11 protein-coding genes are annotated in these 12,754 nt (G+C 34.5%); 3 read left to right on the top strand and 8 right to left on the bottom strand.

Translation table 11 applies throughout. The annotated features are described in order from the left end of the window. Positions 1–6 precede the first annotated feature (6 nt). Positions 7–1,038 (top strand): AMP-binding protein, encoded by a 1,032-nt coding sequence (locus MPR_RS13760; protein WP_041893473.1) that lies wholly within the window; start codon positions 7–9, stop codon positions 1,036–1,038. Positions 1,039–1,052: 14 nt separating this feature from the next. Continuing rightward, complete coding sequence (gene glsA / locus MPR_RS13755) at positions 1,053–2,078, top strand: glutaminase A (RefSeq protein ID WP_041893470.1); 1,026 nt, start codon at positions 1,053–1,055, stop codon at positions 2,076–2,078. Between the two features lie 87 nt (positions 2,079–2,165). Here the strand turns inward: glsA and MPR_RS13750 are convergent, their stop codons facing one another. The 7 genes from MPR_RS13750 to MPR_RS13720 all read right to left on the bottom strand — a co-directional run bounded on the left by MPR_RS13750 (position 2,166) and on the right by MPR_RS13720 (position 9,775). After that, entirely contained in the window at positions 2,166–2,585 is a 420-nt protein-coding gene (locus MPR_RS13750; RefSeq protein WP_006258715.1) for a nucleoside-diphosphate kinase, read from the bottom strand. Positions 2,586–2,673: 88 nt separating this feature from the next. Further along, complete coding sequence (gene pncB, locus MPR_RS13745) at positions 2,674–3,861, bottom strand: nicotinate phosphoribosyltransferase (protein ID WP_041895556.1); 1,188 nt, start codon at positions 3,859–3,861, stop codon at positions 2,674–2,676. A gap of 15 nt (positions 3,862–3,876) precedes the next feature. Next, entirely contained in the window at positions 3,877–4,578 is a 702-nt protein-coding gene (locus tag MPR_RS13740) for a DUF2971 domain-containing protein (protein ID WP_041893469.1), read from the bottom strand. Then, complete coding sequence (locus MPR_RS13735; protein ID WP_041893468.1) at positions 4,579–6,408, bottom strand: ABC transporter ATP-binding protein; 1,830 nt, start codon at positions 6,406–6,408, stop codon at positions 4,579–4,581. It lies immediately after the preceding gene. Positions 6,409–6,479: 71 nt separating this feature from the next. Beyond that, positions 6,480–8,207, bottom strand: coding sequence for a phospho-sugar mutase (locus tag MPR_RS13730; protein WP_006258707.1), 1,728 nt, complete (start codon positions 8,205–8,207; stop codon positions 6,480–6,482). A 21-nt stretch (positions 8,208–8,228) separates the two neighbouring features. Then, entirely contained in the window at positions 8,229–9,185 is a 957-nt protein-coding gene (locus tag MPR_RS13725; RefSeq protein WP_041893466.1) for a glycosyltransferase family 2 protein, read from the bottom strand. Between the two features lie 5 nt (positions 9,186–9,190). After that, the gene (locus MPR_RS13720) at positions 9,191–9,775 is read right to left on the bottom strand and encodes a DUF4199 domain-containing protein (RefSeq protein ID WP_041893464.1); all 585 of its coding nucleotides are present in this window, start codon (positions 9,773–9,775) and stop codon (positions 9,191–9,193) included. A gap of 823 nt (positions 9,776–10,598) precedes the next feature. Here MPR_RS13720 and MPR_RS13715 point away from each other — a divergent pair. Continuing rightward, on the top strand, positions 10,599–11,309 hold the full coding sequence (locus MPR_RS13715) for a hypothetical protein (protein ID WP_139177119.1): 711 nt from the start codon (positions 10,599–10,601) through the stop codon (positions 11,307–11,309). A 60-nt stretch (positions 11,310–11,369) separates the two neighbouring features. Here MPR_RS13715 and MPR_RS13710 read toward each other — a convergent pair whose 3' ends face one another. Then, on the bottom strand, positions 11,370–12,659 hold the full coding sequence (locus MPR_RS13710) for a S28 family serine protease (RefSeq protein WP_041893461.1): 1,290 nt from the start codon (positions 12,657–12,659) through the stop codon (positions 11,370–11,372). Positions 12,660–12,754 lie beyond the last annotated feature (95 nt).

Below are 12,754 nucleotides of genomic sequence, written 5' to 3'. Positions count from 1 at the left end.
CAAATTATGGAATTAAATTATATACATCCCAACTTTAGATTGAATGGTAACTCTTATACGATTGAAGAGTTGATTGCACTAGCTAAAGAGTGGGAACTAGGAACTCAAGAATATTTGGTTGATTTAGGAAGGCTTATTATAGAATGGTTTAATACGAATGATTATGTAAGTTTGACTACGTCAGGTACTACAGGACCTCCTAAGATTATACATTTAAAGAAAGAAGCTATGATCTGTTCGGCTAAAGCGACTGCTTCTTTTTTTGAAATAACTACAAGTAGCACTGCTCTTTTGTGCATGTCTACGAAGTTTGTAGGTGGGAAACTTATGTTTATTAGATCTTTAATTATTGGTTGGTCTTTAGATGTTAAAGAACCTACTGCAAGACCATTAGAGCAGAATACAAAGTTATATGACTTTGTAGCAATGGTGCCTATGCAGGTAGAGAACTCAATAGAGGAATTAAAAAAGGTAAAAACTCTTATTATAGGTGGTGCAAAAGTGAACCAGAGTTTAGCAGATAAGTTAAAACAAGTTACTACTAAAGTATATGAGACTTACGGTATGACCGAAACAATCACTCATATAGCTGCTAAACGTGTAGGTGTAGCATCTTTCTCAGTGCTTTCTCATGCGACAGTTAGTCAAGATGATAGAGGGTGTTTAGTGATCTCAGCACCGACTGTTAATCCAGAGTTAGTTATTACTAATGATTTAGTGGAAATTATTAATAATAAGGAATTTAAGTGGTTAGGCAGGGTAGATAATGTCATTAATAGTGGTGGAGTAAAACTTTTTCCAGAGCAAATAGAAGAAAAGTTGTCAATGAGGATTCCTTATCGTTTCTTTGTGGCGAGTAAAGAAGATACTTACTTAGGTAATAAACTAGTGTTAGTTATTGAAAGTGAGCAGTATACTTTACCTGATGATATATATGCGGAGCTTGGTAAATACGAGAAACCTCGTGAAGTACAGTTTGTTTCTAAGTTCGTAGAGACAGAAACAGGCAAAATAATAAGAAAGAAGAATATTCAATAAACTAGATTAATAACATGAAGAAGAATAGTGTAAGTAACATTATCCTAAGCTGGGTTGTAGCATGTTTAGTTTCTTTTGGAGGAACTGCTTATGCTAAGAAGATAATTAGAAATGGTGATAATACCAATCTAATTACCAATGAGATGTTAGAACGTATTTTAGAGAAAAATAGAATACATGTAGGAGAAGGAAAAGTCGCAGACTATATCCCCGAACTGAGCAAGGTTAATGCCAGCGCTATCGCATTTTCTGTAGTAAAGCAGAATGGAGAAGTTGTTAATGTAGGGGATGTATCACAGAAGTTTACGATTCAGAGTATTTCTAAAGTAATAGCTCTGATGGTAGCAGTAGAGGAGTTAGGAGAGAAAGAGGTGTTTTCTAAAGCAGGGTATTATGGAACAGATAAGCCTTTTAATCATTATGCTAACTTAGAGACTAAAGGAAAGCCTCTAAATCCTTTAATGAATGCTGGTGCTATACTTACTACTGCTTTATTAGGTGGAGATAATGATGAAGCATTTCAGAAGATCTTAGACATGGTTCGTTATATCACGAAGAATGAAGAGATAGGTTATAGTCACTCTGTATATATGTCTGAGAGAGAAACAGGACATAGAAACAGAGGTATATTCCATTTATTAAAGAATAATGGCTTGATCGAAGGAGAAGAGAATAGATTAGACAATTATTTTAAACAATGTTCTATAGAGGTTACAGCAGAAGATTTAGCTAAGATTGGTTATTTCTTTGCTAATCAATGTACTCGTTTTGATGGAGATACGAAGTATAAAAACTCGGAGATGTCTAAGTTAGTACAGTCACAGATGTTAATCGCAGGGATGTATGAGTTTAGTGGAGAGTATGCTCGTACAGTAGGTTTGCCTAGTAAGTCTGGAGTAGGAGGAGGTATTGTTGTTTCTGTGCCGAATAGAATAGGGATAGGGACTTTCAGCCCAGGATTAGATACACAAGGTAACTCTGTAGTAGGATATCACATGATCTTAGATCTAGTAAATGAATTAAACCTTAGTATCTTTTAATAGATAAGAATAAGTGCTTATAAATAGAAAAAGCCAACTGATATCAGTTGGCTTTCTTTTTGGGTGCAAATAATCTATTGCAAATTCTTAGAATTGCTCTCTTCCTGAGAAGTGGAAAGCAGACTCGATAGCAGCGTTCTCGTCGCTATCAGATCCGTGTACTGCGTTTTCACCGATTGATTTTGCATATTTTTTACGGATAGTACCTTCAGCAGCTTCAGCTGGGTTAGTAGCACCGATTAATTTTCTGAAATCTTCTACAGCGTTCTCTTTTTCTAAGATAGCTGCTACGATTGGACCTCTAGACATGAATTCAACTAATTCTCCGTAGAAAGGTCTTTCACTGTGTACTTCATAGAATTTTTGAGCGTCTCTTACAGTTAATTGAGTTAACTTCATTGAAACGATTTTAAATCCTCCTTCAGTAATCATGTTGATGATTCCACCGATATTACCTGCTTCTACAGCATCAGGTTTAATCATTGTAAAAGTTCTGTTCGTTGCCATTATTCTTAAATTTAATTTATTGCAAAAATAGTCTTTTAAATATTACAAAAGTGATAATATTTATAAAAAAGTGTGGTTTAAATCACTTTTATTTAGAAACAGGAATCTCTAATAATCTCTGTGCTAATTCTATCATCTCAGGAGTTCCTGTATGCTTTTTAGGCTCATCAGATAATTTCACTACATCAGTCCAATATCCTCCCTCTGGAAGAGCTTGAGACATCTTGATTACGATATTCATAGCGTCTAGCCCCACATCATTAGTAAAGTCTGTACCGATACCAAATGACATTCCTATTCTTCCTTTGCAGTGATTAGCGATACGCTCTACTTTTTCAGGATTTAATCCATCAGAGAAGATAATTGTCTTCTGAGTAGGATCTATATTTAATGATTTGTAATGCGCGATGACTTGATCAGCGAAGTCTAGTGGATCCCCACTGTCATGTCTAACCCCGTCAAATAGCTTAGCAAATTTCTTATCAAACTGTTCAAAGAAAACTTTACTTGTATATGTATCCGTTAATGCGATTCCTAGATCTCCTCTATAAGTATCTACCCAATGTTCTAATCCCATTGAGTTCGCCATTTTAAAACCATACTTAGCTGCGTGGAACATAAACCATTCGTGTGCATGTGTTCCGATTGGTTTAGTGTTATACTTCATTGCTAAGTGTACATTACTCGTCCCGATGAAGCTGCCATCACCATATTGCTTTAAGGTGTCTACCACTAATTGGTGTACTGCATAAGAGTGTCTTCTTCTAGTACCAAATTCAGCAATAGTAATCCCTAATTCTTTGTATTTCTCTATTTTGTTACGCGTATTTGCAATAACCTTTTCAGAAGAGTCTCTTTCAGAATTAGTCATTTTATAATATAGCTCACAGATAATAGACATAAGAGGTACTTCCCATAAGATAGATCTATACCAATATCCTTTGATATGTACTTCTAGGTCTGGTCCATCTTGTGATATTTCTATTTCTGATGGATCATAGTGATACCCTTGTAAGAAGTCAAGATAAGTAGGGTCTAAGTAAGGACAAGTCTTTTCTAAGAATATCTTCTCTGCTTTTGTTAGTTTTAGTTTTGCCATTTCGTCTACGGCAGAGCGCAGTGCTTCAGCAAAACCTGGGGGGTATTTATGTTGTCCTCTATTGATAAAGATATAGGACGCTTTAGCATAAGGGAATTGTTTTATAGCAGCGTACTGCATCGTAAACTTATAGAAATCGTTATCTAATATAGATACGATAACCTGGTTAGTGTTCATTGCTTCCATAGTTTTTTAGATTAATATATCACTTTCTAAGTCAGATTTCTCCACATGAAATTTGAAGTTTAACTTATGCATTAGCTCTAATACTAAGTTTTTGTACCAATTCTCCGACTTAGGATGAATATAAATTTTTTCTATTAATTGTTCGATATCCACATGTATTTTAATACCCTCATTGACTTCGATACTCAGAGGGCTAACATCTGAGATAATACGAACCTCTTTTTCGTATTGAAAACTTTGTCTTTTGAACAAGAATGGGAAGAACTCATCGTCAAAAGGAATAAACTCTCTTTTGTAATCGATATAGTTTACTTCTCCGATGTATTGGTCTATTCGGTTTTCTACAGAGACCGCTTTTTGCAGTCGTTCTAGAGTAGATTGAATAGCGATACCTTCTTTGTTTTTGGTGAATATTTGCCACATTGCGAAAGACTCACATTCATTAAGATGCCAACTACTGATGACTATATTCTTTCTTTTCTGTTTATAGTGATGTAAGAAATCAGGATTGTCTTGACTGATTCTTTTTATCTCTTCAAAAGTTGGCTCGCTAAATGTCCCTTCATACTGATCTTCAAATTTGTCAGATCTAGACATGAATAGTTTATTAGACAGTAATAAATCTAAAAACTTAGATAAGTCTAAGTACTTCCATACAACAGTATTCGGATCGCTAGGGAGTGTTATATTTTTACCGTCTTTATACATTTATTCTAATGATTGTAGTGAAACTAATTTAGAGTAAGTACCATTTAACTGGATTAGCTCTTCATGAGTACCTTGTTCTACTATTTTACCTTTTTGCATGACTACGATTAAGTCTGCTTTTTGGATTGTAGATAAACGGTGTGCTATGATAATAGATGTTCTATTTTGCATCATATTATCTAAGGCAACCTGTACTAGTTTTTCGCTTTCTGTATCTAATGCAGACGTTGCTTCGTCTAATATCATGATTGGAGGATTCTTAAGTACTGCTCTTGCGATAGACAGACGTTGTTTCTGTCCTCCAGATAATTTATTTCCAGCATCACCGATATTGGTATCTATACCATGAGGTAGATCTTTTACGAACTCATACGCATTAGCTATTTTAAGTGCTTGCATGATTTCTTCATCTGTAGCATCTTCTTTACCTAGTTTAAGATTGTTCTTGATCGTATCATTGAATAAGATACTATCCTGAGTTACTAGTCCAATAAGATCACGTAGATCGCTCAGCTCTAAGTTACGAATATCTTCGTTATCTATTTTAATTGCTCCTTCATTGATATCCCAGAATCGAGTCAATAAGTTTGCTATCGTACTCTTACCACTACCAGACTGACCTACTAGAGCTACAGATTTTCCTTTTGGTACTGTAAGGGTAAAGTCTTTTAATACGTACTCTTCTTCGTATTTAAACGAGATATTATCTACCTCTATTTTATCCTCGAAGCTAGACTTCGCTATTGCATTTTCTTTGCTTTCGATAGGGTTATTTTCTTCTAACACCTGTAACACACGCTCTGCAGCAGCATTACCACGTTTTAATGAGTATGAAGCCTTAGACATAGCCTTAGCAGGTGTAAGGATATTATAAGCCATACCGATATAAGCAATAAATGCAGCCCCTGTCAGTGTACCTTCACCTAGTACTAGATGACCACCGTATACTAATAATACAGCGATAGTCACGATACCTAAGAATTCACTAAGTGGAGAAGATAAGTTCTGACGGTTAAGGATAGTATTGTTTAGTTCATAGAAACTATGTGTAGAGTCTTGAAACTTTTTATTGAAGTTTTTTTCTGAATTAAAGCTTTTGATCACTTTTAGCCCAGATAGAGATTCTTCTATAATAGATAAGAAGTACCCTTGTTCTTCAGAAGCTTTTTGTGAACTTTTCTTTAAGGTCTTACCTACTTTAGAAATGATCACACCTGAGATAGGAACAAATATAAATACGAATAAAGTTAGTTCAGTACTGATTGCAAACATAGCTACAATAGTAAATACGATAGTCAGAGGTTCTCTTACCACTACTTCTAAGATAGATAAGAAAGAGTGTTGTATCTCTAGTACATCTGAAGTGATTCGAGAGATCACATCCCCTTTTCTTTTTTCAGAGAAGAACGATAGAGGTAATTCTAATGACTTTTTATACATTGCATTACGAATATCTTTTAATACCCCATTTCTTAGGAAGGTAATAAAGTACATCGCCCAATAGTTAAATAAGTTTTTTAGTAAAAACAACGAGATAATTACAGCAGCCATTACCATCAAGGTATCTTGAGCTCCATGCTCTGCAGTATACTGCGTGATGAAGTAAGACATATAGTCTTCTAAGTAATTCTTGATATGTCCTATACCTGTATAGATAGGTTTCTCTGTAACTTTTTTGGCATCACCAAAAAGTACTGTCAACATCGGGATCAATGCCACAAAAGATAGTGCACTGAATAAAGCGTATAGTATATTAAAAAAAACGTTTAAGTAAGCATAGGTCTTATATGGCTTACCAAAGTGAAGTATCTTCTTAAAGTATTCGTTCATATTTGTTATAATGTAAAAAGCAAAAATAAAGAAAAAAAGACTGGTAGTACTACCAGTCTTTCTTATATGTTCTAATTCAACTTCATTTCGTTGATGATATCTTGAATTTTTTGGTCTAATACTTTCTCCGTTGCCTTTACTTCAGCGATATCGTGTAATGGTTCGTTTACGCTAAAGTAGAATTTAATCTTCGGTTCAGTACCACTAGGACGAGCAGCTATCTTCGTACCATCTTCTAGATAATAGATTAGTACATTAGATTTAGGCACATGGATAGGTTCTATCTCGTTAGTGAATAAGTTCTTCGCTTCACTAGATTGATAGTCTTCTACACATACTACTCTCTGTCCGATGATTTCAGTAAGTGGATTTTCTCTTAACTCGATCATCATTTGTTTAATCTCTTCAGCTCCAGAGATTCCTTTTTTCACTAGAGAAATAAGGTATTCTTTATAGAACTTATTGTCGATATATAGATTCATTAACTCTCTATAGAAAGAACTACCTGCAGCTTTAGCTACAGCTGCGATCTCACATACTAATAGAGCAGAAGCTACAGCGTCTTTATCACGTACAGCATCACCTACCATATATCCAAAACTCTCTTCACCACCACCGATAAATTTCTGAGTAGGACATTCATTGATAAACTTAGCTATCCATTTAAATCCTGTTAATCCTACTTTACACTCTACACCATAGCTTTCTGCTAAGTCTAGCATCATAGGAGTAGAAACGATAGTAGAACCAATAAATTCATTTCCTTTAAAACCGATATTGCGTTTGTACTGTTCTAGTAAGAAACCTGTCATCATCACCATAGTTTGGTTACCATTTAACAGAATCATATTACCATCTAAGTCACGTACACCTATACCGATACGGTCAGAATCAGGGTCAGTACCAATCACGATATCTGCACCTGTCTCATCTGCTAACTGAAGTGCCATAGTCAATGCTTCTGGTTCTTCTGGATTAGGAGATTTTACAGTAGGGAAGTCCCCATCTGGTTCTGCTTGTTCTTTTACGATGAATACATTCTTATATCCAGCAGCTTCGAATGCTCTAGGGATAAGTTTGATAGAAGTACCGTGTAGAGAAGTATACGCTATTTTTAATTGATCTTTTACAGACTGTGGAGTATCAAAGCTCGCATTCTCTACAGTAGATTGGATAAACGCAGCATCTAGTTCTTCTCCTACATAAGTAATCAGGTTATCATCTCCTTTGAAGTTTACTTCATTATAGGTTAACCTGTTGATTTCGTCTATAACAGCCGCATCATTAGGAGGAACGATTTGTCCACCATCTTGCCAGTATACTTTATATCCATTGTATTCTGGTGGGTTGTGAGAAGCTGTTAATACGATACCTGCATTACATCCGTAGTGTCTTACCGCGAAAGATAACTCAGGAGTAGGGCGCATCTCTGCGAATAAGTATACTTTAATACCGTTAGCTGTGAATACATCTGCTACTACTTTCGCTAACTCTTGACTGTTGTGACGACAGTCAAAGTTGATAGCTACTTTCCATTCTTGGTTAGGGAATGATTGTTTGATATAGTTTGATAATCCTTGTGTATTTTTACCTAGTGTATATTTGTTGATACGATTTGTACCAATTCCCATTATACCACGCATACCTCCTGTACCGAACTCTAAGTTTTTATAAAAACTGTCTTTAAGAGTTGCAGGGTCAGTATCCATCATTTTTTGAACAGAAGCCTGTGTTTCAGCGTCAAAAGGTTCTTTTAACCATAATTCTGCTTTTGCTAAGATTTCTTTTTCTATTTGCATAATATTGATATTTAGTGTGGATTAAAAACCGCTTTGTTCAGCGATTTTATATCTACTAATGTTTGTCTTTGTTTTTAGTATAAGTTCTCCTAAGAATCCTGCTAAGAATAACTGTGTTCCGATGATCATCGTTACCAGTGATATATAGAACCACGGATCTTGAGTCACTCGGATAGCTGGTAACCCATAATAAAGCTTATACAGCTTATTTGCTCCAATAAAGAAGGCTGCACAGAACCCAATCCCAAAGGTGATAACCCCAAGTGATCCGAATAAGTGCATCGGTCTTTTGCCAAATTTAGAGAGGAACCAAATGGTAATCAAGTCTAGAAAACCGTAGATAAATCTACTCATCCCAAATTTAGTAGTACCGTATTTACGTGCTTGGTGGATGACTACTTTTTCACCTATTTTATCATAGCCTTCATTTTTGGCTAGAACAGGGATGTAGCGGTGCATCTCACCAGATACCTCTATATTTTTAACGACCTCATTCTTATAGGCCTTCAGTCCACAGTTAAAGTCGTTTAACTGAACACCAGAAGTTTTTCTCGCTGCCCAGTTAAATAGTTTGGAAGGAAGGTTTTTAGATACGACAGAGTCATATCGTTTCTTTTTCCAACCTGATACCATATCATACCCCTCTTTAGAGATCATATCATACAGTGCTGGTATCTCATCAGGGCTATCTTGAAGGTCAGCATCCATAGTGATCACTACATCTCCTAGTGCCTGTGCAAATCCAGCGTGTAAAGCCTGTGATTTACCGAAGTTGCGTTGGAAGCGTATTCCTTTTACCTGAGTATCTCTAGCTGCTAGTGCAGTGATTATGTCCCACGATTTGTCTTTACTCCCATCATCGATAAATAGAATCTCATAGGTAAAGCCGTTCTCCTGCATAACTTTAGTTATCCACGTATGTAGTTCTGGCAGAGACTCTGCTTCGTTTAGCAGAGGAATTACTATTGATAGATTCATCTAGATTATTTGTGATCTTTATTAAAATCAGTGTCTACATCGTGATTAACTTCAGGATGAGGGTTTACGAATTCTGATTTATTTTTAAATATAGCAGCTAATAATATCCCTAGTATTGAATTTCTAAGTACACTACCTGCCCATAAAAACAATTGTGATTTAGGAGCAAATTGGTTGATATTTCTAGCTTTTTCTAATTGTTCATTGATTTGTTCTTGTGGAAGTCCAGACCCGTCTAATGTTTTGATTAACATCTCATAAAGAGATTTGCTGATTTCATCCTTAGCAGAAGGATCCACGATATTAAAAAGAATATTATAAATGATAATATTCACAGTCACTCCGATGATGACCATTAAAAAGAATGGAGTAAAGGCTTCTCTGAATGTAACATATCCTCCAGCTTTTTTACGAGCAAAATAGATAGTTAGTATTCCTAAGATAACCATCACACCCATATTAAAAAAACCAGCGAAAGTATTGGCAAATAAGGCTTTGTCTGTGAAAAATATTACACTGTTAAAAAGTGTGTAATAGATGGCTAATATGATTCCGAAAGTAATACCTACTTTATTTACTGGGTTCTTCATTGGTTATCTATAAATATGATTTACAAATATAATAAAATAACCCTTTTAGAACGGTATGTAATGGGAGTTTGTTAACAGAATGTGTACTAATCGCCTTATTTATCTATTCTTTTTATAAAACAGTAAACTTGTGAAGATACAGAAGGTCTTGGAGTGCTTTCATTTATTGGTTCTTTCTAGACTAGAACGCTATCTAATCGAATAATTTATAAGCATATTGAAAATGAGTATGGAGAGCGTCTTTTTATCAATGGGAATTAAAATTCATAATCCATTTTTTTTATTTTGATCTAAAAAGGAGGTGTAAATACCCTTATTTGAGATATAATCTTCTCTATTTTTAAAAATTTTCGGTTCGAAACGCTGTTTTTGCCCCTTTTTATAAAAAAATCATTCTATTTTTTTTAGAATTCTAAAAAGAGATATTTACTTCTAATCTCTTTATTTATAAGGGATAGAGACTATGTTGATACAAATAATGGTATGATTTACCTAATATGATACCCCCTTGTAATCCCTTGCAAACACTAGTGTTGGTTCTTATTTGCTCGACAATTCATGGAGAATAAGCCGAGAATGGTGGAGTAGAGAGGTCATTAGTCGAAGAATGATTCTTGTATTGATAGGGGATCTACGACTAATCTAAAATTAGGGTTCAGTGTGGAAGGAATTATAGGTTGATTAATTTAATTTTGAGTAAAGGGTCACTTAAATAGAATGAAGTATGGAGTATGTATGGTAGGGGTATAGGTTTGTTTGAAAAGTGTTTTTTCGATGTTTTTTTATATCGTATTTTAGTATTCTATTTTTATATAAAATGTTTATGCAAAAGAATAATATTGGGATAGGTGTAATGAAAAATATGATGCTAATCGTGATTTTTTTGGTTTCATATAACTCTTTAGCACAGAAATCGTATCTTAATTATGTACCTAAAAACTGGAAGATCATTAGTACAGCTAAAGGAGATTTGAATAAAGATGGAATAGAAGATTTAGTTTTGGTTATAAAAAAGACAGATGCTTCTAACATAATTAAAAATGAGTCATTAGGACAAAATCTATTAGATACTAATCCTAGAGAAGTATTGGTTTTCTTTAAAGATAAATCGAATAACTATCGTTTGGTAGAGAAGAATTCTGAAGGATTTGTTCCTAGTGAAAACTCTGTGGAAAATCCTTGTTTATCAGATCCTTTTGATGAAGTTAGTATCGTCAATAATATTCTTATTTGGAAGTTTAATTATTGGTCAAGCTGTGGTACTTTTTTTAGCAGTAATATGACTTATAAATTTAGGTGTCAGCATAATAATTTTGAATTAATAGGCGCTGATTATTATCAGTTTAGTAGAAGTACAGGAGAGGGGATGCACATGAGTATAAATTTCTCAATTAAGAAAAAGGAAGTAACAACTGGATTGAATGAATTTGATAGCGAGAATCCGGTAGTTGAAAAATCATCTATTAAAATTGGAGACTTATATAAACTAAGGAATTGTAATGAAAATACCTATTCAGAAGTATTAGAGTTTTAAAATTAAAAGCGCCTTTCTCTATTCATTAGAGAAAGGCGCTTTTGGCTTTATTTCTTCAAATTATTTTATGGGTTTTAATCCTGTCATTTTTTCTAACGTAGAGAAGAACTGCGTTCTCATCTCGGGGGTCATATTCTTCACACGCGCTTGTCCATGATCTTTTTTAGGAAGTACGTAAGATTTAGAGTTGACCTTAGCACTAGGTACTACCATAGAAGCGCTCCATGTATCTGTTTCACCATATACATAGATAATATTATTCGCATCATTCTCTAACCATGTTTTTACTTTTTGGATTAGTGCATCGTTAAAGCTGTTATATGTAGTTCCTTCAGGCATAAAGGTAGCTAACGGGTTAGACGTAAAGCTCACGTATTTCTTGAATGGAGTGATGTCATATCCATAGTATCCTAGCTGTGTTCCTGACTGATAATAGTGTGATTCATATCGCTTGATCGTTTGATCACTAAAGAAGTCTATATTACTTACGCTAAGGAAGTGTTCTGTTAGTTCATCAATGTTTTTTGTATTAGGGAATGTAGCACATGAGTGACCACTTTGCCAGAATCCGAAGCTGTATTCTAATACTGCGTATTCAAAAGCTTTTTCTAAAGAACCTAAATAGTTAAAAGTCAACCTAGCTCCTTTAGCGTACCATTTAAGCTTTTTTAGAATCTGTGTTTTATTTTCAAATAGTTTTACCTGGATATTGTAGATTTTGTCTCTACATGATTTGTCTCCTACATTTGCTAAAAATGGATATATACGAGGCTCTTCTAACGCTTGGTTAAAAGGAGCTACATACGGAATCGCTACGTCTACATCATTAGGATAGAAGTATTTATAGTAGATGCTAGTCTGTCCACCTTTGCTAATTCCTGTACTGATCCATTTATTGTTTGTATAGATTTCTTTAAACAGTTGGTTAATCTCATGTAAGTCAGCTGTTACTTGTTCCATTGTTAGATACTGCCATGGTTTGCCTTCAGGGATAGACTCTCCGAAGAATCTGTGTTCTATATTTAAGTAGTTACTCTGTAGATAGTTTACCATTTCGCTAGCTCTAACGTATAGGTCATAACCGTTAGTCTCCATAATCATAGGGTGATCAAAATCCTTGTGATAGAAGTGTACCTTTTGGTAAAAATAGCCTTTAGAAGGATCTGTGTGATCTACTTGTTGTCTTACCTTAAGTTCATACAATAGATATGAGTCATCTTTAGACTCTAGTTGTTTGAATCTTACATTCTTTAAGTTGTACAGGGCCTGTTCTACTTTTTTCTGATCAGGGTGTGCGACTGCCAGCACTGTAATCAATAAGAATACGAGTGTGATTAATTTTTTAAACATAATGTTTTAGTCTTAAATAGGGTTAGTGTTTTCAAAGATAGGATTGTTAAAGCTTAGCTAAAATATAAAAATGTTAAAATGCGAAAAATTTTGTA

The organism is Myroides profundi (assembly GCF_000833025.1).
GTDB classification, from domain to species: Bacteria; Bacteroidota; Bacteroidia; order Flavobacteriales; family Flavobacteriaceae; genus Flavobacterium; species Flavobacterium profundi_A.
This window is presented reverse-complemented; position numbering and strand designations above follow the sequence as displayed.

Excerpts from the sequence above, each read along its gene's own strand:
- MPR_RS13760 (WP_041893473.1), top strand. The coding sequence starts at position 7 with ATGGAATTAAATTATATACATCCCAACTTTAGATTGAATGGTAACTCT.
- glsA (WP_041893470.1), top strand. The coding sequence starts at position 1,053 with ATGAAGAAGAATAGTGTAAGTAACATTATCCTAAGCTGGGTTGTAGCA.
- MPR_RS13750 (WP_006258715.1), bottom strand. The coding sequence starts at position 2,585 with ATGGCAACGAACAGAACTTTTACAATGATTAAACCTGATGCTGTAGAA.
- pncB (WP_041895556.1), bottom strand. The coding sequence starts at position 3,861 with ATGAACACTAACCAGGTTATCGTATCTATATTAGATAACGATTTCTAT.
- MPR_RS13740 (WP_041893469.1), bottom strand. The coding sequence starts at position 4,578 with ATGTATAAAGACGGTAAAAATATAACACTCCCTAGCGATCCGAATACT.
- MPR_RS13735 (WP_041893468.1), bottom strand. The coding sequence starts at position 6,408 with ATGAACGAATACTTTAAGAAGATACTTCACTTTGGTAAGCCATATAAG.
- MPR_RS13730 (WP_006258707.1), bottom strand. The coding sequence starts at position 8,207 with ATGCAAATAGAAAAAGAAATCTTAGCAAAAGCAGAATTATGGTTAAAA.
- MPR_RS13725 (WP_041893466.1), bottom strand. The coding sequence starts at position 9,185 with ATGAATCTATCAATAGTAATTCCTCTGCTAAACGAAGCAGAGTCTCTG.
- MPR_RS13720 (WP_041893464.1), bottom strand. The coding sequence starts at position 9,775 with ATGAAGAACCCAGTAAATAAAGTAGGTATTACTTTCGGAATCATATTA.
- MPR_RS13715 (WP_139177119.1), top strand. The coding sequence starts at position 10,599 with ATGCAAAAGAATAATATTGGGATAGGTGTAATGAAAAATATGATGCTA.
- MPR_RS13710 (WP_041893461.1), bottom strand. The coding sequence starts at position 12,659 with ATGTTTAAAAAATTAATCACACTCGTATTCTTATTGATTACAGTGCTG.